The sequence below is a fragment of the Streptomyces sp. NPDC051576 genome, from assembly GCF_040681835.1.
Classification (GTDB): domain Bacteria; phylum Actinomycetota; class Actinomycetes; order Streptomycetales; family Streptomycetaceae; genus Streptomyces.
This window is the reverse complement of record NZ_JBFAZO010000005.1, coordinates 23136-43891: the sequence shown is the minus strand read 5'-3', so window position 1 is coordinate 43891 and position 20756 is coordinate 23136. Positions and strand designations below refer to the sequence as shown.

19 protein-coding genes are annotated in these 20756 nt (G+C 71.4%); 9 read left to right on the top strand and 10 right to left on the bottom strand.

Translation table 11 applies throughout. The features are described from left to right. Positions 1-6: 6 nt before the first annotated feature. Positions 7-597, bottom strand: a complete 591-nt coding sequence (locus AB0M63_RS17465; RefSeq protein ID WP_355901533.1) for a TetR/AcrR family transcriptional regulator — start codon at positions 595-597, stop codon at positions 7-9. 217 nt (positions 598-814) lie between these two features. Between AB0M63_RS17465 and AB0M63_RS17460 the strand changes: the two genes are divergently transcribed. The 3 genes from AB0M63_RS17460 to AB0M63_RS17450 are packed head-to-tail and all read left to right on the top strand — an operon-like array spanning position 815 to position 4418. Further along, a complete protein-coding gene (locus tag AB0M63_RS17460) occupies positions 815-1111 on the top strand; it encodes an SHOCT domain-containing protein (protein ID WP_366019970.1) in 297 nt (98 codons plus the stop codon). Then, on the top strand, positions 1108-1860 hold the full coding sequence (locus AB0M63_RS17455) for an ABC transporter ATP-binding protein (RefSeq protein WP_366019968.1): 753 nt from the start codon (positions 1108-1110) through the stop codon (positions 1858-1860). Before AB0M63_RS17460 ends, AB0M63_RS17455 begins: the two co-directional genes overlap by 4 nt. Further along, positions 1857-4418: an FtsX-like permease family protein gene (locus AB0M63_RS17450; RefSeq protein ID WP_366019967.1), complete on the top strand. Its 2562-nt coding sequence runs from the start codon at positions 1857-1859 to the stop codon at positions 4416-4418. The genes AB0M63_RS17455 and AB0M63_RS17450 overlap by 4 nt, the downstream gene beginning before the upstream one ends. A 308-nt stretch (positions 4419-4726) precedes the next feature. Here AB0M63_RS17450 and AB0M63_RS17445 read toward each other — a convergent pair whose 3' ends face one another. Together AB0M63_RS17445 and AB0M63_RS17440 are read right to left on the bottom strand one after the other, a co-directional pair. Further along, positions 4727-5323 carry an ATP-binding protein gene (locus AB0M63_RS17445; RefSeq protein ID WP_355924417.1) on the bottom strand — a complete coding sequence of 199 codons (597 nt, stop codon included), beginning with the start codon at positions 5321-5323 and terminating at the stop codon, positions 4727-4729. A 203-nt stretch (positions 5324-5526) separates the two neighbouring features. Then, complete coding sequence (locus tag AB0M63_RS17440) at positions 5527-5850, bottom strand: hypothetical protein (protein WP_019058105.1); 324 nt, start codon at positions 5848-5850, stop codon at positions 5527-5529. Between the two features lie 330 nt (positions 5851-6180). Between AB0M63_RS17440 and AB0M63_RS17435 the strand changes: the two genes are divergently transcribed. Next, the gene (locus AB0M63_RS17435; RefSeq protein ID WP_355924419.1) at positions 6181-7305 is read left to right on the top strand and encodes a PLP-dependent cysteine synthase family protein; all 1125 of its coding nucleotides are present in this window, start codon (positions 6181-6183) and stop codon (positions 7303-7305) included. Between the two features lie 70 nt (positions 7306-7375). On the opposite strand, the gene AB0M63_RS17430 is transcribed toward AB0M63_RS17435, so the two are convergent. Further along, entirely contained in the window at positions 7376-7846 is a 471-nt protein-coding gene (locus tag AB0M63_RS17430) for an SRPBCC family protein (RefSeq protein WP_355924421.1), read from the bottom strand. A 70-nt stretch (positions 7847-7916) separates the two neighbouring features. Further along, a complete protein-coding gene (locus AB0M63_RS17425) occupies positions 7917-8744 on the bottom strand; it encodes a DeoR/GlpR family DNA-binding transcription regulator (protein ID WP_355924423.1) in 828 nt (275 codons plus the stop codon). 289 nt (positions 8745-9033) lie between these two features. Here AB0M63_RS17425 and AB0M63_RS17420 point away from each other — a divergent pair, with 289 nt between their 5' ends. Continuing rightward, positions 9034-11373, top strand: a complete 2340-nt coding sequence (locus AB0M63_RS17420) for a hypothetical protein (RefSeq protein ID WP_366019966.1) — start codon at positions 9034-9036, stop codon at positions 11371-11373. On the opposite strand, the gene AB0M63_RS17415 is transcribed toward AB0M63_RS17420, so the two are convergent. Then, on the bottom strand, positions 11343-13781 hold the full coding sequence (locus AB0M63_RS17415; protein WP_366019965.1) for a right-handed parallel beta-helix repeat-containing protein: 2439 nt from the start codon (positions 13779-13781) through the stop codon (positions 11343-11345). The two genes, AB0M63_RS17420 and AB0M63_RS17415, sit on opposite strands and share 31 nt — an antisense overlap. A gap of 106 nt (positions 13782-13887) precedes the next feature. Next, positions 13888-14493: a hypothetical protein gene (locus AB0M63_RS17410; protein WP_366019964.1), complete on the bottom strand. Its 606-nt coding sequence runs from the start codon at positions 14491-14493 to the stop codon at positions 13888-13890. A gap of 101 nt (positions 14494-14594) precedes the next feature. Here AB0M63_RS17410 and AB0M63_RS17405 point away from each other — a divergent pair, with 101 nt between their 5' ends. Beyond that, the gene (locus AB0M63_RS17405) at positions 14595-14720 is read left to right on the top strand and encodes a hypothetical protein (RefSeq protein ID WP_366019963.1); all 126 of its coding nucleotides are present in this window, start codon (positions 14595-14597) and stop codon (positions 14718-14720) included. Between the two features lie 88 nt (positions 14721-14808). Here the strand turns inward: AB0M63_RS17405 and AB0M63_RS17400 are convergent, their stop codons facing one another. Next, on the bottom strand, positions 14809-15246 hold the full coding sequence (locus AB0M63_RS17400; RefSeq protein ID WP_355924431.1) for a DUF6643 family protein: 438 nt from the start codon (positions 15244-15246) through the stop codon (positions 14809-14811). Between the two features lie 296 nt (positions 15247-15542). Between AB0M63_RS17400 and AB0M63_RS17395 the strand changes: the two genes are divergently transcribed. Then, positions 15543-16838, top strand: coding sequence for a TerD family protein (locus AB0M63_RS17395; RefSeq protein ID WP_355924479.1), 1296 nt, complete (start codon positions 15543-15545; stop codon positions 16836-16838). Positions 16839-16842: 4 nt separating this feature from the next. On the opposite strand, the gene AB0M63_RS17390 is transcribed toward AB0M63_RS17395, so the two are convergent. Then, a complete protein-coding gene (locus AB0M63_RS17390; protein ID WP_355924433.1) occupies positions 16843-18021 on the bottom strand; it encodes a glycosyltransferase in 1179 nt (392 codons plus the stop codon). A gap of 57 nt (positions 18022-18078) precedes the next feature. On the opposite strand from AB0M63_RS17390, the gene AB0M63_RS17385 reads away from it, so the two are divergent. Both AB0M63_RS17385 and AB0M63_RS17380 read left to right on the top strand, forming a co-directional pair. Then, entirely contained in the window at positions 18079-18864 is a 786-nt protein-coding gene (locus tag AB0M63_RS17385) for an aspartate/glutamate racemase family protein (protein ID WP_366019962.1), read from the top strand. A 106-nt stretch (positions 18865-18970) separates the two neighbouring features. After that, a complete protein-coding gene (locus tag AB0M63_RS17380; protein ID WP_366019961.1) occupies positions 18971-19516 on the top strand; it encodes a hypothetical protein in 546 nt (181 codons plus the stop codon). Between the two features lie 15 nt (positions 19517-19531). Here the strand turns inward: AB0M63_RS17380 and AB0M63_RS17375 are convergent, their stop codons facing one another. Next, complete coding sequence (locus AB0M63_RS17375; protein ID WP_355924439.1) at positions 19532-20599, bottom strand: hypothetical protein; 1068 nt, start codon at positions 20597-20599, stop codon at positions 19532-19534. Positions 20600-20756 lie beyond the last annotated feature (157 nt).

Genomic DNA, 20756 nt, shown 5'->3' with positions numbered 1-20756 from the left:
GGACTCCTATCGGGATGACATGGAGGAGGTGGATGGCGAGGACATGGGGGAGAGAAGGGCGAGCAGCCCCCGGACACCCGCGTCGAACGCGGCCGGTGAACCGGACGCGCGGGCCAGCACATAACCACCCTGCACGGTCGCGAGGATCGTCGCCGCGATCTCCTCACCGTCCAGCTCCGGTCCGAACTGCCCCTGTTCCTTGCCCTCTTCGACGATTCCGGCGAGCCGCTCACGGATCGCGTCGAGCACCTCGTCCACCGGCTCACGCAGCTCGGCGCTGGCGACGACGTCCGGGTCCATCGTCAGCCGCCCGACCGGACACCCGCGCAGCACATCCCGCTCGCGCCGCAGATACGCCTCGATCCGCTCGTACGGCGAACCAGGCCCGTCGAGTACTCCCTCGGCGGTGGCCCGCAACTCCTCGGCCGTCCGCCGGATCGCCGCCAGCGCCAGATCCGGCTTGCCCTTGAAGTGGTGGTACATGCTGCCCTGCCCGGCGCCCGCGCGCTCCAGGATCGCCTTGGGGCTGGTGCCCACATAGCCGCGCTCCCACAGCAGCTCGCGGGTGGACTCGATCAGTCGCTCCGGGGTGCTCATGCGCTGACTGTACATACCAGTAGGTACAGAAGTCGAGTCCTTGAAGTCGATACCTCAAGGAGCAGCCGGAAGGAACTCGCGTACTCCCCAGGAGGTACCCGCACTGCCGCTGCCCGTACGACGCCCCGACCCCCTCCCCGGAGCCAGTCTCGATACATCACGAACAACCTCACACGAAGGCCCTTCAGGGCTTCGGACCCCTAGGAGATGAATCGATATGCAGACCCTGGCGAACTGGAACGGCGGCGGCCCCGGCCCGTGGATCCTGTTCTTCCCGCTGATCTGGGCGGCCGTGGTGGTCGGCGTGGTGACCGTCCTGCGCCGCACCGGTTGGCGCGGTCGCGGCGGCCCGTGGCGCGCGTCGGCCGACCCCCGCCCCACAGGCGACTCCCCGCTCGCCGTGCTCGGCCGCCGCTTCGCCTCCGGCGAGATCGACGAGGACGAGTACTGGCGTCGACTGTCCGTCCTGGACGAGCAGTTCGGCCGCATCGGCAAGGGAGGCGGCCCGGCATGACCACCGCTACCACCACCCGCACGGCCGCGCGGGTCGTCGACGCCGTCAAGGTGTACGGCGTCGGCGACACCGCCGTGCGCGCCCTGGACGGGGTGAGCGTCGACTTCCCGGCCGGCCGCTTCACGGCGATCATGGGTCCCTCGGGCTCCGGCAAGTCGACCCTGATGCACTGCGCGGCCGGCCTCGACACACTCAGCTCTGGCGCCGCCTACATCGGCGACACCGAACTCGGCACCCTCGACGACCGGCGCCTCACCCTCCTGCGCCGCGACCGCGTCGGCTTCGTCTTCCAGGCGTTCAACCTGATCCCGACGCTCACCGTCGCGGAGAACATCACCCTGCCCCTGGACCTCTCCGGAGCCAGGGGCGACCGGGAGTGGATCGACGCACTCGTCGACGTCGTCGGCCTGCGCGACCGCCTCCACCACCGCCCCTCCGAACTCTCCGGCGGCCAGCAGCAACGCGTCGCCGTGGCAAGGGCGTTCGCGGGCCGGCCCGAGGTCGTCTTCGCCGACGAGCCGACCGGCAACCTCGACTCCCGCTCCGGCGGCGAGGTCCTCGGACTCCTGCGCCGCGCCGTACGGCAGACCGACCGCACGGTCGTGATGGTGACCCACGACCCGGTGGCCGCCGCCCACGCCGACGAGGTCGTCTTCCTCGCCGACGGACGACTGGTGGACCGTATGGAATCGCCCACGGCCGACAAGGTGCTGGACCGCCTCAAGGCCTTCGAGGTGAGGTCATCATGAACGCCTCCGTCCGCCTGAGCATGTCCTCCCTGCGGGCCCACAAAAGGCGCTTCGCCGGTACGTTCCTCGCCGTGTTCCTCGGGGTCGCCTTCCTCGCCGGGACCCTTGTCATGGGCGACACCCTGCGCGCCAACTTCGACACCATGTTCGGCGACGCCACCAGCGGCACGGACGCCGTGGTGCGCAGCGCCGACGCCATCACGACACCCGGCGAGAGCCAGGGCGTACGCCAACCGGTGAGCACGTCCCTCGCCAAGACCCTCGACCGGGTCCCCGGCGTCGCGGCCGCCGCCCCCAGCATCCAGGGCGCGGGCCAACTCGTGGGCGCCGACGGCAAACCCGTCGGCGGCCAGGGCCCGCCCACCCTCGCCGGGAACTGGATCACCGACCCGAAACTCAACCCGTACCGGCTGGCCGAAGGCCGCACCCCGACCCACCCCGGCGAGGTCGTAGTCAACCGAGGCGCCGCCGACAAGGGCCACTTGAAGATCGGCGACACCACGACCCTGCGCACCCCCGACCCCGTCCAGGTGACCATCGTGGGCCTCGCGACCTTCGGCGGCGAGGACGGCATGGCACAGGTGACCTTCACCGGGATGACCCAGGCCGACGCCGAGAAATACCTCACCGCCAAGCCCGGCCAGGCATCGACCATCAGCGTGCGCGCCGGCCCCGGCATCAGCCAGCGACAACTGGTCGACCGACTGACTCCCGTCCTCCCCAAGGGAGTTGAGGCCATAACCGGTCAGGCGTCGGCGCAGGAGAACACCGACATGATCTCCTCTCAATTCCTGAGCATCTTCACCACCTTCCTCCTGGTGTTCTCCGGCATAGCCCTCCTCGTGGCAACGTTCTCCATCCACAACACCTTCGCGATCGTCATCGCCCAACGCACCCGCGAGAACGCCCTGTTGCGAGCCATCGGCGCCTCCCGCCGCCAGGTCACCGCGGCCACTGTCACCGAGGCGAGCGTCGTCGCCGTGACCGCGTCCGCCGCCGGACTCGCGGGCGGCATCGGCATCGCCGCAGGCCTCCAGGCACTGTTCCCGGCCATCGGATTCCCCTTCCCGGACGGCGACCTGGTCATCAGGACACTGTCGATGACCCTGCCGCTCGCCGTAGGCACAGTCGTCTGCCTCGGCTCCGCCCTCATGCCCGCCATACGGGCCGGCCGCACCGCACCCCTGGCCGCACTGCGCGAGACGGCCGTCGACCAGTCCGGCGCGTCCAGCGCCCGCGCGGTGACCGGCCTGGCCCTGGCAGCCCTCGCGATCAGTGTCACCCTCACCGGCGTACTGGTCTCACCGTCCCTGCCCCTAGCGGGACTTGGCGCCGTACTGGCCCTGGTGGCCTTCGTCGTCCTGGGCCCGGTCGCCTCCTCCACGGCGGTACGCGTCCTCGGCGGCCCCCTCGACCGGCTGCGCGGCGTCACCGGCGGACTCGCCCGCCGCAACGCCCTGCGCAGTCCCCGGCGCACGGCCGCCACGGCCAGCGCGCTGATGATCGGCGTGGCCGTGGTGTCGCTGTTCACCGTCTTCGGCGCCTCGTTGAAGGCCACGATGGACCAGACCGTCTCCCGCTCCTTCGCCGGTGACGTGGCGGTCAGCACCCCCTCCTTCGGTGCGGGCGGCAGCGGCCTGAGCCCTCGACTGGCCGGGGCCGTCAGCCAACTGCCCGAGGTGGACACGGCAGTGGGACTCGGCCGAGGAGTGGCCGAAGTGGACGGCAAGGGAAGGGCGTTGACAGTCACCGACCCCACCGCCCTGGCCCGCACCTTCGACCTCGGCACGGTCGACGGCTCCCTGCGCACCCTCGGCTCCGACGGCATAGCCATCACCAGGACAGAAGCCGACCGACAACACCTCACCACCGGCAGCAAAACCCAACTCGCCTTCACCGACGGCAAGAAGAAGACCTTCACGGTCCGCGCGGTCTACGGCCGCTCCGAACTCGCCGGCGACTACGTCATCACCCGCACCGCCTGGGCCCCACACCGCACCCAGGACTCCGACACCCTCGTTGCCGTCTCCTTCAAGGACGGAGTGAGCACGGCCAAGGGCAAGGCGGCGGTCCAAAAGATCGCAGCCCAGTACGGCAACCCCCAAGTCCAGACCCGCCACGAGTACGCCCAGTCCTCGGCCGGCGGCATAGACATGATGCTGACTCTCGTCTACGCCCTGCTGGCCCTGGCGGTCCTCATCGCCCTGCTGGGCATCGCCAACACACTCACCCTGGCGATCCACGAACGCACCCGGGAACTGGGCCTGTTGAGGGCAGTGGGCCAGACCCGTTCCCAACTGCGGGCCATGGTCCGCTGGGAGTCAGTCCTGGTAGCAGCCTTCGGCACGCTAGGCGGACTCACCCTCGGGGCGTTCCTCGGCTGGGTCCTGGTAAAGGCCTCCGACGGCGCGAGCGACAGCACCTTCGCCTTCGCGATACCACCCCTGCAACTCCTGATAGTGGCAGTAGTCGGCCTATCCGCAGGAGCCCTGGCCGCACTCCGCCCAGCACGAAGGGCAGCACACCTCGACATCCTCGGGTCCATCGCCACGGAGTAACGAGGGTCGCGGGCCCACCAACTCCCGCTGTCCCCACGCGCCGGCCGTGAGGGAGCCGTAGGGGCGCGCCGGTGTCGAGAGCCCGAACGCGCGGAGGCCCGAAGGGTCGAGCACGATCGGGCTCTCGACACCGGCTCCCAGCGCCCCGAAGGCGACCGAACCAATAGAGGTGCGCGCGACGGGAGTTGTGAACACCGGCCCAGGAAACTCAAGACGCTGAGGCCCTAAGGCGACAAGACCCTCAAGGCAATGAGGCCCCCAAGCCCTTGAAGCCCTCCCCCCACTCCCCAAAAGCCATCACCGCCCGATCAACCGGCAACGGCCGACCGGGCGGGAGCGTGCTGAGGCCGACGACCGTCGACAGGTTGCTCAACCTCGGTGACGAACCGGCGCGCCGACTTCTCCACGCTTACGCCCACGCCCGCGGCTACCACCGCAGCCGCGGCCGTAACCCCAAGCCGAGGCGGCCGCCCCGCCGTAGCCGGCGCATCCGTCGCGGGCTCGGTCGCGCTGAGCGTGAACCACACGACCTTGCCGGACTCCCCGTCCGGCCGCACACCCCAGCTCTCGCTCACCGCGGCGACCATCGCGAGCCCGCGCCCGCAGGTCGCCGTGGGCGAGACCTCGTCGATGTCGCCGACCACCGGAAGCCGGGGGTCGTGGTCGTGCACCGAGACCATGAGCTGGTCGAGCAGCAGCTCGATCTCGACGGTGCACGTCTTGTCGGGCTGGGCGTGCCGGTGGACGTTGCTGAGGAGCTCTGTCACACCGAGCGCGGCCCGGTCTATCAGAGAGTCCAGATGCCAGTAGCGCAACTGCGCAGATACGATTCTGCGGACCTGGCCGATCCGCGACGGCAGGGCTTGGAGCTCCACCGTGCAGTGCCTGCTTGGGTGACTGGTCACGGCTGCGACTCCCCGACTGAGGTCCGGAAGAACACGGAGTTCGGATCAGCAGGATGGTCGATGGAAACGGCCGCCTGCTGCTGTGCCCGGCGGGCTGGTTCGCAGCGTTATCGCCGGTAAACCCAGAGTGACGTGAGACCAGAGTGGCGCAGGGTGCGCGGTCCCGCAACTCGCGGCCGACCGCTGCCCTTGCGAGGCGCCTGTCAGCCCCCGCGCCCCGCGGCCTTGCGCACGGCCTCGATGAACCGGCGTGCCGCCGGAGGACCGGGCTGACCCGGTGCGGGGTCGTGTTCGCCGAGGGTCAGCAGATAGCGGTTGCCGTTGAGGTCGGCCAGTGCCCGATCCTCGGGGGCGAACCAGGGCTTCGACGCCCGTACCGCCTGCACCGGCGCGCTGTCGATCTCGCTGCCGTAACTGGTGAGCAACTCCAGCCTGCCGTCGTTGATCCGGACCTGCCCGGCCCGGGTGAGCGAGCGCAGCCGCTTCCCGATCCGCACGCCCGTGGCCGTGAACTCCGGCTCCGCCATGCTTCCCCGCCCCCTTGCTCCAGGCCCTTGTTCCAGGACATGTCGATCGTGATCGTGATCCAGTGTGCGCCCCCGTTCAGGACGTTCGTCCCGCTCGGGTGCAGTCTGCCCGCCGCGGGCGTCGAGCACCAGTACGTACCGAGCGGTCACGGTGAGTACCCGGAGCACTCGCATAAATGCGCCCCCTCGGATTCGGCGAGATCGCTCCCAGGGGTGCCTTTGACCCTCCCAAAGAAGTGTTTATGCAGGTGAGAAGCGTGCGGAAGGTGCTTATGATCGAGGTGTCGGCCGCGTGAGGCGCCGTCGGCGCGAAGCGTAAGGAGTCCCGCCGTGAGCACCACCCCACAGGCCCTGACCGGTGCCACCCTCGACGTCGACCGCAGTGACGCCGCCTACCGGAGCTGGCTGAAAGAGGCCGTCCGCAAGGTCCAGGCGGACGCCAACCGCTCGGCCGACACGCACCTGCTGCGGTTCCCGCTCCCCGAGCACTGGGGCATCGACCTGTACCTGAAGGACGAGTCCACCCACCCCACGGGCAGCCTCAAACACCGGCTCGCCCGCTCCCTCTTCCTCTACGGCCTCTGCAATGGCTGGATCCGGCCCACCCGCCCGGTGATCGAGGCCTCCAGCGGTTCCACGGCCGTCTCCGAGGCGTACTTCGCCAAGCTGATCGGGGTCCCCTTCATCGCGGTCATGCCGCGCACGACCAGCGCCGAGAAGATCCGCCTGATCGAATTCCACGGCGGGCAGTGCCACTTCGTGGACGACTCGCGCAAGATGTACGAGGAGTCGGCCGCCCTCGCGGTGGAGACCGGCGGCCACTACATGGACCAGTTCACCTACGCGGAGCGGGCCACGGACTGGCGCGGGAACAACAACATCGCCGAATCCATCTTCCGGCAACTGGAGTTGGAGCGTTTCCCGGAGCCCGCGTGGATCGTCGCCACGGCCGGCACCGGTGGCACCTCGGCCACCCTCGCGCGCTATGTGCACTACATGCAGCACGACACCCGCGTCTGTGTCGCCGACCCGGAGAACTCCTGTTTCTTCGAGGGCTGGACCACCGGCGATCCGGACGTCACCTGCGACTGCGGCTCCCGTATCGAGGGCATCGGCCGCCCCCGTATGGAACCGAGCTTCGTTCCCGGCGCCATCGACCGCATGATGAAGGTCCCGGACGCGGCCAGTGTCGCCGCCGTACGGGCACTGGAACAAGCCATCGGCCGCAGAGCGGGCGGCTCCACGGGCACCGGCCTCTGGAGTGCCCTGAAGATCGTCGCCGAGATGGTGGCGGCGGGGCGGCAAGGCAGCGTCGTCACCCTGCTGTGCGACCCGGGCGACCGCTACCTCGACAAGTACTACTCGGACGCGTGGCTCGCGGAACAGGGCCTGGACATCGGACCGTACAGCGAGGCGATCGAGTCACTGCTGGCGACGGGCGTGTGGCCGACCTGAGCCGAAATGCCCCTTATGGCGCGGAGAACCGCGCGCTCAGCCACAACAAACCGCGGACGACGAACGACCCCTAACGCGCCAACCGCCGATCCAGCGAAGCCACCGCCGCCTTGAACGCCCGCCCCAACCCGGGACCGGCCAACCGCACCACTCCGCGAAACACCGCCGTCCCGTCCGCGGCGAACGTCCACTGAACCCGCGTCCCGCTCCCGGCAGGGACCAGTCGCCACTCCTCGGCCAGCGCGCGTGCGCCGGGCGCGTTGGTCTCGTCGACGCGGTAGGCGTACACCTCCGCCTCCTTGGCCGCGATCACCGTCTCCCGGAAGTGCCCGCCGCCCTTGAGCCGGATGTCGCGTCCGGCGCCGTCGTCGAGCGACCGCGCCCGGGTCACGGCCGCGAACCACTCCGCCCAGCCGGGCACATCGTCGTTGAGAGCGTGGAAGACCGCGTCCGGCGCCGCCGACATCTCCGCCACGAAGACCAGGCGGACCGGAGCGGAGTCGATGAAGTCGAGCCCGACGGTGCGTAGACGGTTGACCATGGACGCGAACCCCCTTGACGGATAAGGGAAGTTGACCGGGGCGAGCGACGTCACCATAACTGGCGAGCCGTCAGATGTCTGCCCCGTCACCGGGTTCGCCCGCGACCACGAGCCGCAGGTGCTCCGAGATGTCGGTACGCGCCTCGGCCGGCAGTCCCGCGTCCGTCACCAGCGTGTCGACCTGTTCCAGCGCGGCGAACGAACTCAGGCCCACCGTCCCCCACTTGGTGTGGTCGGCGACGACCACGACCCGCCGCGCGGACTGCACGAGCCTGCGGTTGGTCTCGGCCTCCGCGAGGTTGGGTGTCGACAGTCCGGCCTCGATCGATATGCCGTGGACACCGAGGAACAGCATGTCGAAGTGGAGCGCCGCGATCGCCTGGTCGGCCACCGGGCCCACCAGCGAGTCGGAGGGGGTGCGCACTCCGCCGGTCAGGACGACCGTGGCCGCGCCCTGCCGCTGCCCCGAGCTGCGCTGCGCCGCGTGGAAGACGTCGGCCACCCGCACCGAGTTGGTGACCACGGTGAGGTCGGGGACCTCCAGCAGATGATGTGCCAGCGCGTATGTCGTCGTACCGCCCGAGAGCGCGATGGCCGTGCCGGGCGCGACCAGCTCCGCGGCGGCCCGTGCGATGTCCTCCTTGGCGGTCAGCTCCAGGCCGGACTTCGCCTCGAAGCCCGGCTCGTGCGTGCTCGCCTCGACGACCGGGACCGCTCCGCCGTGCACCTTCTCCAGGACGCCCTGGCGGGCCAGCGCGTCGAGATCGCGGCGCACGGTCATGTCCGACACGCCGAGCTTCCGGGTCAGTTCGTTGACGCGGACACCGCCCCGGCGCCGGACCTCGTCGAGGATCAGGGCGCGCCGCTGCTCCGCGAGGAGGTTCTGATTCTCACTCACGTACGCTCCGGTCCTTTCGCCGCGACCCGTCCGACAGTCCGGCGCACCTGCTCCGACCAGGACGTTCGTCCCGGCTGCGGTGCGCGGACGTCCCATCCTCGCACGCCACCGCAACCCCCGCGCCACCGCCTGTACCGACGCGCACATGTCATTCGGACATCATCGGTCCCTCGCGTGTCACACGGATCGGGGAGATTCGGTGACCGGGCGTGTGCGATGCGTCGGATGGGGCGATCCTGGTGAGCACACGAACACAGGCAGACGGTGCGTCACGGGGGATGTGCGAACAGTGGAGCGTGTGCAGGAACACGCCGTCGCGAGCGAGGCCGACGGCCTCGCCGGACGGCCCGAGAAGACCGAACCCGCCCTGGAACTCCTGGTCCACGGAGTCGGCGGTGCCACACCCGAGGAGATGCTCGGTGATCCGCGCACGGTGCGGATCACCGGCGACGACACGGCGGCCGTCTTCCGGCGCGCCGCCGACGTCGACGCCGAGTCCCGCCCGGCCGACCGGCCCGCCGGACCGATCCGCGAGGCCTACGTCTGGTGCAACCTGACCTCCGGCAACGGCACGCGTGCCCTGTGGCTGTTGCTGCTGCCGTTCATGGTCGTCAACCTCGCGCACTGGATGCGCCCCACCGCACGCGGCCGGAAACGGACGGTGCGTTTCTACGGTCTGCTGGTGCGCCTCACGGGACTGACCTTGACCGTGCTGCTCGTCGCGGCGGCCTGCGAGGTCGCCCTCGACCTCGCCGCCTGGCAGTGCGCCGGCACGCGCGCGTGCGCCGACCGGCACACCTGGCTGGGCTTCCTGTCGCCCACCGTGTCCCACGACAGTTGGTGGAGCCGCCCGGGCCGCCGCCTCGCGCTCGCCGCCCTGGTGCCGACCGCGCTCACCGTCCTGCTCTGGTATCTCTCCCGTCGCACCTGGAGCGCGTACGAGTCCCAGCAGCCGATGTCCCGCAGACCCGAACCCGAGGACGAGATCGGCCGCACCTCGCTGGGCCGTCCCGGCTTCTGGTACGGCCGCCGTCTGGTGGCCCGGCTGCGCGCCGCCCACACCGCGGCCGGCCTGCTGACGGTCGCCGCGGCCGTCACCGTCACGGCGTCCCGCTTCGACCGCGGGCCCGACGGGTCCCCGGCCCTGGCCACCTTCGGCACACTCCTGGAGACCGCGCTCGCCGGGGTCGCCTTCGTCGTGGTCTACGTGGTGTGTCGCCGGGGCCGCAGCGAGAACCGCCTCGACCAGGCCCTCGACCACCGTCTCGTACGACGCCTGCCGCTCGGCGCGCTCCTGCTGCTCGCCCTCTCCCTGCTGTACGCCGGCTGGTCGCGTCCGGGATGGGAATCGTCCGGGCGGCTGCCGGGTGACGCCGCCTTCGGTGGAATCGCCCTGGCCCAGGGGTTGTTGGTGATCGCCCTCGCCGTGGTCGCCCACCTGCTGCACCGCACCAGCCCCGACCCGCGCGCCGCGATGCGCGGCCTCGGCGGACCGGCCGTCGCGATGCTGGCCTGCGCCCTGGGCGGGGTGATGTCCGGCGGAGTGTCCCAGCGGGTCTCCGACTGGCTGGACGGCACCGGAACCTCCATCGCGGGCCCGCCCGTCCTGCTCACCTGGCAGGCCTCGGTGATCCCGCCGCTGCTCGTCGTCGTCCTCGTCCTCTGCGCCGGACTCGGCCGCCGCACCTGGCGGCTGCGCCGTACCGAACTGGCCGCCGTGGCACGCGACTACCAGGGCGGCCGGAAGGACCACGCGCGCACCGCCCGGATCGCGAGCACGCGCGCGATGGCCACACTCACCGACCGCGGCCCCCTCCTCGTCGCCGTCGTCTCCACCGCGACACTCCTCCTGGGCGCCGGAGCACTCGTCGGCGCCTTCACCACCGACCGGACCCCGGAGCAGGCGGGCGAGGAGACATACGCCTTCGTGCACGGCGCCGCGCAGACCTCGCAGGGGCTCGGATCCTGGATGATCGGGCTCGGCTTCATCCTCTTCGTCACCTGGGGCAGGCGCGCCTACAAGGACGCCTCCGCGCGGCGCACCATCGGCATCCTCTGGGACGTCGGCACCTTCTGGCCGCGCGCCGCCCACCCCTTCGCCCCGCCCTGCTACGCCGAGCGCGCGGTCCCCGACCTGACCTGGCGGATGGCCACCTGGACCCACGCCACCGGCGGCCGCCTCGTCATCTCGGGCCACTCCCAGGGCAGCGTCCTCGCCGCCGCCGCGGCCTGGCAACTCAAGCCGGCCCAGCGCAAACGCGTCGCCCTGCTGACCTACGGCTCACCCCTGGAGCGCCTCTACGGCCGCTGGTTCCCGGCCCACTTCGGACCGGCCGCGCTCAGCCGGCTGCACCGCGAGGTCGACTGCTGGCGCAATCTGTACCGGCTCACCGACCCCATCGGCGGCCCGGTGCGCGTGTCCTGCGACCGCGGACCCGAGGTGGACCACGAACCCCTCAAGGACCCACTGGAGTACGGCCGTACGGCCCGGCATCCGCTGCCCGCGCCGATCCTCGGCCACTCCGACTACCAGGCCGACCCGGCGTTCGCCGAGGAACGCGAGCGGCTGCTGGCCCGGCTGCGGCCCGAGGTGCCGCCTCAGGGCAGCTCGGGCAGATCCTCCGCGTAGAGCAGGGTCAGGTCGTCCGTGCTCGGCTCCTCGAACTGGGCGACCCGGCTCGCATGCCGCTCCACCATCGCCTCGAAGGTCTGGCGCGCCGTACGGCCGTTGCCGAACGCGGCACCCTTCGGGATCGCCGTGAAGTACTTCGTCAGCCCCTCTGACGCGCCCTCCGCCAGCCGGTACTCGTGCTCCTCGGCCTGCTGCTCGACGATCCTCAGCAGTTCCTCGGGGTTGTAGTCGCTGAAGGTGATGGTCCGTGAGAAACGCGACGCCACGCCGGGGTTGACCGAAAGGAAGCGCTCCATCTCCGCCGTGTAGCCCGCGACGATCACCACGACCGCGTCCCGGTGGTCCTCCATCAGCTTCACCAGCGTGTCGATGGCCTCTTTACCGAAGTCGCGGCCCGAGTCCTCCGGCGACAGCGCGTACGCCTCGTCGATGAACAGGACTCCGCCGCGCGCCTTGTCGAAGGCCTCCTGAGTGCGGATCGCCGTGGAGCCGATGTGCTCGCCGACCAGGTCGACCCGGGACACCTCGACGAGATGGCCCTTCTCCAGGACACCGAGGGAGGCGAGGATCTCGCCGTAGAGCCGGGCGACCGTGGTCTTGCCGGTGCCGGGGGAGCCGGTGAAGACCAAGTGCCGTTTGACGGAGGCCGCCTTGAGGCCGGCCTGCTGGCGGCGGCGGCCCACTTCGATCATGTCGGTGAGGGCCCGCACCTCGCGCTTGACGCTGTCCAGGCCGACCAGGGCGTCGAGTTCACCGAGGACGGCCTTGGAGGTGCGGGACTCCTTGTCCGGCTCCGGCGCGGTGACCAGGGGCTCCTGCTCGGTGATGCGCTGGCCCGGGATCGCGCCCAGCAGACCCGCGGACTGGCTCGCCGTCTCCACGGCCGTCTCATGGGCGGTGGGCGGCCTGAGACTGCCGCTCTCGTCGCTGGTGCAGTCCTCGACGTCGGGCCCGGTGCCGGGCCCCGCGTCCGGTCCGGCGTCCGCGAACTCGTAACCGCCGCGCGCGCAGCGCTCCGTACGGCACTTCTTCAGCGTCGTACGACAACCGTCTATGACGTGGAAGCCGTAGCCCCCGCTGCCCGTCACACGGCAGCCGAGGAAGGTGCCCCGGCCGCCCGCCGAGACGTAGAAGCCGGCCTCGGCGGGGGAGTCGACCGTGCAGCGCTCGATGGTGGGGTCGGCGCCCTTGGTGACGATCACGCCGGTCTGAGTGGCGTCCACCGTGCAGTTGTTGAGGGTGCCGCCGCTGCCGTGGTCGCGGAACCACGCGCCCGTGGCAGCGTCCCGGATCCGGCAGTCGTCGAGCTGCGCGGTCGCGCCGTCGCTCACCGACACGGCCGTGTTGCGCACTTGGGAGATGTCGCTGTCGACGACGTCCGCGCGGGAACCGCGGTCCAGCACGAACAGCGCGTCCGGTACGTCGTGCACCCGGCAGGAGTCGAGGACCGCGGTGGCGCCGTCGCTGACCCACACCGCCGGATAGTCGCCCGTGCTGTCGAAGATCTCGCACTGGTTGGCGTCCACGCGCGTGCCCGGGTCCCACACCGACAGACCGTTGCGCCCGAACTGCCGCACGGTCGTGCGGGTCAGCGTCAGCACCGAGCGGGAGCGCAGGTCGACCGCGTTCTCCGGGATGTCGTGGATGCGGCAGTCGGCGAGTGTCAGCACCGCGTCGGTGTCGAGGGTGACGCCGTCGGCGGTCGTACGGTGCACATCGCAGTCGGTGAGGTGCGCGGTGGCCCGGCCGGTGATCTGGACGCCGCTGCCCCGTGTCTCGTAGACCTCGCAACCCACCGCCTCCAGCGCGGAGTTCTCACCCGTCGCGGAAAGGCCCACGCCCGAGGCGTGGTGGATCCGGCAGCGCTCCAGCCGTGGGTGGCCGCCGCCGCGCACCGCGAGGCCCGCCTGGCCGGCCGAGACGACCTCGCACTCCTCGAACACCCCGCCACCGCCGTCGAGTACGGCGATCCCGATGCCGGCCGGGTTGTCGACCGTGCAGCGCCGCACGGTGGGGCGGGCGCCGCCGCGCACCTCGATGCCGGACGCGGAGCGCGTGACGATCCGCAGATCCGTCAACTCCGGTGCGCCCTCCTCGACGAGGAGGGCGGGCGCGGCCGAGTCCTGGCCCTCGACATGCAGGTCCTGGACCACCGCCGAGGCACGCACGGTCAACGGCACGCCGTCCAGGGGCGCGATGCGCACCGAGCCGGGCGAACCCTCGGGGCCGCGCAGGGTCACCGACCGCTGCACGACGAGGTTCTCCCGGTAGGTGCCGGGAGCGACGATGAGGACGTCTCCCTCGGCCGCGGCCTCCAGGGCGGCGGCGAGCGACGCGTACTCACCTGTGCGGCGCCGCCACCGCGATGTGCCGGTGTGCGTCACCTGGACCGTGCCCTGTGCCATGGCGTTGCTGTGCCCCCACCTCGTGGTACGCGGGTTGATGCCGAAGCCTTCGCCGGTCCACCGTAGCGTGCGTGCGGACGGTGGGTTGACCAGAGTTGGAACGCTGTCAGCTGCCGGTGCCGGTGCGGCCCCAGTCCGGGCCCGCCCGCTCCCACGCCTGGTCCCAACGGGCGTACCTGCGACGGACCATGCGCCACAGGACGAACCGCCGGCCGCTGTCGACGAGCCCGGCGGTCAGCAGCGCCGCGCCGAACCCGGCGAGCACGGCGTGCGTCGTCGCCGTGGCCGAGTCCAGCGGGCGGGCCACTATGCGGCCGTGCCGGTCCGTCCAGAGCGTGAAGTGGTCGCCCGCGTGCGGGGTGTTGAGGCTCGCCATCACCGCGCCGTGCCGGGCGGTGCCGTCCGGGGCGGTCCAGTCGGCGAGGACCCGGCTGCGGACGTCCCGCGCGGTGGCCGAGTCGGGGTCGGGGTCCAGCTCGGCCCCCTTCAGCTTCTTGACCACGGTGGCCGTCACGACATGCCGGTCCGCGCGCTGCTCCCGCACCGACCGCTGCAGGGCGTCCTGTGCGACGACGCCGACGAGCGAGCCGATCACGGGTGCGGCGACCACGACCACCAGCAGGACCACGAGGGCCAGCCAGGCCTCGACCAGATCGGTAGCGCGACGCAGCGGATTGCGCCGCCAGCGCCACAGACCCCTGATTGCTCCCACCGTCCCGCACCCCCTTCCCGCTCCGTGATAACCCCAGGCGCAGCCGTTCATCCGAGAGCCCCGGCAAAGAGAGAGCGAAATCACCCCTCCCCGGACCTCTCATGAACTTCTCACGGGATCTCAACGACCGGGCCCACGAAGAGGGTTCCCGCCCCGGACACACGAACGCCGCCGCCGGGCAGAAGCCCGGCGGCGGCCAGTGCGAGACGCGGCTGCTCGCGGTGTGACGACCTTTCCCCCGTCGTCGACCAGCGCCCGACCCCCAAGGCTCCACGAGAGCCTCCCGGGACGAGAAGCCCCGGAGTGGGGTGCGGATCAGTAACCGCGGTACTGCTGCTGGTTGTTGTACGGGTCCTGCTGGTACGGAGCCGGAGCGGGCCGGGGAGCCGCCGGACGCATCGCCTCGTAGCCGGCCGGAGCCGCCATCGGACGCGGCTGCTGTTGCTGCTGCATGGGGTATCCGCGCGGCGGGGTCTGCTGCGGGATGTAGGCGGCGGGCGCCTGCTGCAGCGGAGAGGGCTGCTGCGCCTGCGGATAGCCGCCGTAGGAAGCCTGCGAGGGACCCGCCGGGAGGGCGGGCAGTGCCGACGGCAGCGCGGGCAGGTTGCTCCCCGGCATGTCGTAAGCGGCGGGGACCCGGATCGGAGCGATCTGCGGGGTACCCCGCTCGGCCACGAGGGAGTCGTAGATCGGAGTGTCCGGGAAGGAGGCGGAGTAGTAGCCGCCGCCATAAGTGGAGCGGGGGGAGGTCATGGCACATAAGTTAAGCCCACGATGTGGTGGTTGGGGAGACCGATTAGAGGGTTGTTTTCCGTGTCGGGGGTGGCACGGGATCCCCAATGCGAGCGAACTTGGCAAAAAAGGGCATCGATCGGTGTTCTGATCGTGTAAAGGCCGAGTTCCCGGCGGGTTACCAGCGGTTGGCCACCTGAGTAGCCGCGCCCCACATGGGCGTTCGACGCCCTGGGGAATAGGTTGTGCGGGTAGACACCCGATGGGCTGCCGGGGCGTGCCTGGCACGGTGACACGTGATGGGGGCAGACATGTCAATGCCGAAAGGGTCGAATGTTCCGGTGCCGACGACGGCACTGCGGGTCGAATTGGGCTGGCGGCCAGGACCCGGCGTCCCCGACGCGGACGCCTCGGCGCTGCTGCTGGTGGACGGAAAGGTCCGCTCCGACGGCGACTTCGTCTTCTACAACCAGCCGGCGCACTCCTCCGGAGCGGTCCGCCACGAGGGCAAGGGCGACACCGGCGGCCGGGTGACCGACACCCTGCTCGTCGACCTCGCGCGCGTGGAGCCCGCCGTCGAGCGCATCGTCCTCGCCGCCTCGGCGGACGGCGGAACGTTCGGCCAGGTCCCCGATCTGTACATCGAGGTCCGGGACGCCGGGCAGAACACCGCGATCGCCCGCTTCGACAGCGCGGGCGCGACGGTCGAAACCGCCTTCGTGCTCGGCGAGTTCTACCGCCGCCAGGGCGCCTGGAAGTTCCGGGCCGTCGGTCAGGGCTACGACAGCGGGCTCGAAGGCCTGGCGACCGACTTCGGCATCACCGTGGACGAACCGCAGCAGCCGGCACCGGCCACCACCATGCCGCCGCCCTCCGGGCCGCCCGTGAACCTGCCCCCGCCGCCCGTCATGCCTCCCGTGACCGCGTCACCTCCGCTCGCGCCCCCGGTGAGCCCGCCCCCTCCCGCGGCCCCAGTCCGGCTGACCAAAGTGACGCTCACCAAGGCGGCCCCCTCGGTCTCCCTGACCAAGCAGGGCGGCACCTCGGGCGCCCTGCGCGTGAACCTCAACTGGGAGGTGCGCAAGCAGTTCTCGGGCTGGGGCAGCAAGCGCGGCCGGGCGGTCGCGATGCACGCGGACCTCGACCTCGACCTGTGCGCCCTGTACGAACTCGCCGACGGCCGCAAGGGCGTCGTCCAGGCCCTCGGCAACGCCTACGGCTCCCTTCAACGGCCCCCGTACATCCACCTCGACGGAGACGACCGCACCGGCGCTTCGGCGAGCGGCGAGAACCTCACCGTCAACCTGGACCACATCGGGGACTTCCGGCGGATCCTCGTCTTCGTGACCATCTACGAGGGCGCCCGCTCCTTCGCCGACCTGCACGCCACGGTCACGCTCCAGCCGCAGCACGGCGCCGCGATCGACTTCTCGCTCGACGAGTGCACGGTCCCCTCCACGGTGTGCGCGCTCGCCCTGATCACCAACACCGGAGGCGACCTCGTCGTCCAGCGCGAGGCCCGCTATCTCGTCCCGGACCGGGGGGTGAGCCCGCAGCGGACCGTGGACCGCGTCTACGGGTGGGGCATGAACTGGACCCCGGGTCGTAAGTGAGCCCTCAGCCCTCGTCGCCGACGACGGCGTCAGGACGCGCGTAGGTGCGGCCCTTCCAGGCCGCACCGCGTCCCCTGTAGTGCTGCACCGCGGAATCGACGGTCATCAGGAGATACAGGAACGCGGTGAACGGCAACAGGGGAGCGAGCCACAGCGGCTGTCCGTAGTAGCGGAGCATCGGGGCGTACGTCCCCGTCATCACCAGCCACGCGAGCCCGCCGAGGACCGCTGCCGCCGTACTGCCCACGGCCAGGCCGGTGAACAGGATCACCGGCGGCACGAGATACACCAGCGCCAGGCCGAGAACGGTGCCCAGGAGCAGCAGCGGGTTGTGCCGCAGTTGCGCGTACGCACTGCGCGAGACCATCCGCCACAGGTCGTGCAGCCGCGGATAGGGGCGCACGCTGTCCACCCGTTCGGCGAGCCCCAGCCAGATGTGACCGCCGCCGCCCTTGACCGCACGCGCGAGCGCCACGTCGTCGATCACCGCGTGCCGGATGGCGTCCGGGATCCGTGCCCGCTCGGCCGTCTCGGCGCGCAGGAGGACACAACCGCCCGCCGCGGCCGCCGTCCGGGCGCCCTTCCGGCCGATCCGGCGGAACGGATAGAGCTGCGCGAAGAAGTAGACGAACGCCGGCACCACCAGGCGCTCCCACAGGCTCTCCACGCGCAGCCGGGCCATCAGCGAGACGGCGTCGAAACCGCCGGTGCGCGCCGCCGCCACCAACTCCCGCAGGCTGTCCGGGGCGTGCGCGATGTCCGCGTCCGTCAGCAGCAGGTACTCGGGGCCACGCGCGCGTGCCAGACCGATGCCGTGCCGCACGGCCCACAGCTTCCCCGTCCAGCCCGCGGGCGGTTCACCGGGGGAGTCCACGGTCAGCGGCAGCCCGCCGTACCGGGCCGCCAGCTCGCGGGCCAGATCGCCGGTGCCGTCCGAACTGCCGTCGTCGACAAGGAAGATCTCCGCCCGCCCGGGATAGTCCTGGGCGAGGAGCGACGGCAGGCTGTCGGCCAGTACGGCGGCCTCGTCGCGGGCCGGGACGACCACACCGACCGACGGCCAGTCCTCCGGGTCGGTGCGGGCGGGCAGTCTGATGTCCGTGCGCCAGAAGAAGCCCTGGCAGAGCAGCAGCCACAGCCAGGCGGCGAACGATACGGCGGCGATCCACACGACGGTGCTCACGGCCGCAGTCTGCCCCACGGGGGCCGGTCGACCGAGGCCATCGTCTATCGTGACCGGGTGAAGATCGCGCTGATGGACTCCGGAATCGGCCTTCTCGCGGCCACCGCGGCGGTACGGCGGGTGCGCCCCGACGCGGATCTCGTGCTCTCGCTGGACCCCGAAGGCATGCCCTATGGGCCGCGGACACCGGAGGACGTCACCGGGCGCGCGCTGGCCGTCGCCGAGGCCGCCGCCGCGCACGCACCCGACGCCCTGATCATCGGGTGCAACACCGCGACCGTGCACGCCCTGACGGCCCTGCGCGAGCGTCTGGAGCCCGGCATCCCGGTCATCGGCACCGTCCCCGCGATCAAGCCGGCCGCGGCCGGTGGCACGCCGTTCGCGATCTGGGCGACGCCCGCCACCACCGGCAGCCCCTACCAGCGCGGCCTCATCGCGGACTTCGCCGACGGCGTGCCGGTGACCGAGGTCCCGTGCTGGGGACTGGCCGAGGCCGTCGAGCACGGGGACGAGGCGGCCATCGACGCCGCCGTCGCCGCGGCCGCCGAGCTCACGCCCGACGATGTAACGACCGTCGTCCTGGGCTGCACCCATTACGAACTGGTCGCCGAACGCATCCTGGCCGCCGTGCAGCGCCCCGACCGCCCGCCGCTCGTCCTGCACGGCTCCGCCGACGCGGTGGCCGCCCAGGCGCTGCGCCGGATCGGTGCACAGCCCGCACCCCAGGCACCGACCGACGGGACCCTGACGGTGCTCCTGAACGGACGCGAGGGCGCGCTGCCCGCCGCCGCGTCGACCTACGCCGAAGGCCGGCTGCTGCGGGCCACCGCACCGGCCCACTGACCACCGGCGACGAAACGGACGCTGTGCGTCCACCGAGCTGTCACACAAAACGGTCACCCTCCGCAACGCGGTACCCGCGCAGCGAAACCTGAGTAGTCTCGTAGGCATGAGGGACCACCCCCGCGACGAAACCGTCCCGCAGACCGAGATCTGGACCGGACGCGCCACCAACCGGTTCCAGTGGCTGCTGGCGCTCGCCGGTGCCGCCTGCATGGCGCTCGGCATCGAGCTGGCCGTGGACTCCGCCTGGACGTCCGGCATCGTCCCGCTCGTCATGTCCGTCGTCGGGTGCATCGCGGCCGGACTGCTCATGCTGTTCGGCACGCTCGCCTTCGTGCATGTCGCGCTGAAGGTCGACACCGAGTCCCTCGAAGTGCGCTGCGGCCACATCGGCGTCCCGCGCCGCCGTATCCCCCTCGCGAACGTCGCGGGCGCCGAGTTCGCCCCGCACGTCACCCCGCGCCAGTGGGGCGGCTGGGGCTACCGCTGGCGGCCCGAGAAGGGCACCGCCGTCGTCGTACGGCGTGGCGAGGGCATCGTGCTGCGGCTGTGGGACGGACACACGTTCACGATCACCGTGGACAACGCGGAGACAGCCGTACGGATCATCACGGACCGGCTGGTGCCGCCCACGCCCGGCGCGGTGCACTGACCTCTTTCCCGCCCCTCAGGGGGCCGATCGGTCGCCACGCGTGCGTGCGTCCGAGGTGGTGCGCGGGCTGTCGTCAGCGAGCGGGTGGGCCGTGGCAAGACCGGCCAGGAAACCGGCACCGACCGACACCGAGGTGAAGCTCAGCGCGTTGCCGACCGAGGCGATGAGCGCGAGCCCCGTCAGCGCGGCCCCCGCGGTGAGCGCGATCGGGGTGGAACGCGGAGTGCGCCACAGCGCGTGGAGCACCCAGCAGAAGGCCGCCGCCAGCAGGAGCACGCCGACGACCCCCTGCTCGGCCGCCATCTGAAGCGGCGCGGAATGCGGCTTGCCGTCCGGCAGCAGGGCCTCGGCCGCCGCGCCGCTCAGCTCCCCGAAGCGCCCCGGACCCACCCCCAGGGCGGAATCCTGATGCGCCATGTGCAGGGCGTCCTGCCAGAGCTGGACCCGGTGCGGGGTCAGTTGGCCCTCCAGGGACTCGGTGAGCCCGTCCGGCAGCACGTTTCCGGCGACGGCCCAGGCCGCTCCCGTCACCAGCGCCGTGGCCAGGCCCAGGCCCGCGACACCGAGACCCCGGTGTTCCATCCGGCCGGCGGCGAGCGAGCACAGCAGCACCGCCGTACACATGGCGAATCCCGTGATCGACCCCAGGACGGCCGCGGTCACCGTGATCCCGGCGGCCAGCAGCCCCAGCGCCAGCCGAGGCGCCGGAGCCGAGGCGGCCCAGGCGGCGCAGCACGCGGACCCGACGGCCAGGGTCAGCAGGGCCGCGGTGGCGCCGGCATGACCGAGCGGGACGGCGAACTGGGGGCCCGGGGCGAGACGCGGCTCGGCCAGCGCCAGGCCGAGCCCGGCCAACGCTCCGGCACAGGGCGCCGCGACCGGCACCAGCGCCCCGGAGATCCGCCCCGACGAGTAACCGGCGGCCACCGCGAGGACCGCGAGCAGCACGCCCTCGGGCCGGCCGTCGTGCATGGCGGCGGTGATCAGCGACCACGCGGCACACGCGCCGAGCACCACGATGCCCGCCGCGTCCGAAACGTTTCGTCTTTCACTGTCGGCGTCCGGACCGGTCGCCGACGCCATCCCCGTGGATCCCACCCCGCCGCCCCCTGAACCCGGCCGCCCCCGACCAGTGACGGCCCCGGCCGTCCTGGCCTGGACAGACCGCACGACAGAGGCTCCGGCACACCGTAACGGCTGATGACCGATTTGTGCACGAGTTGCGCAGGAACGATACGGC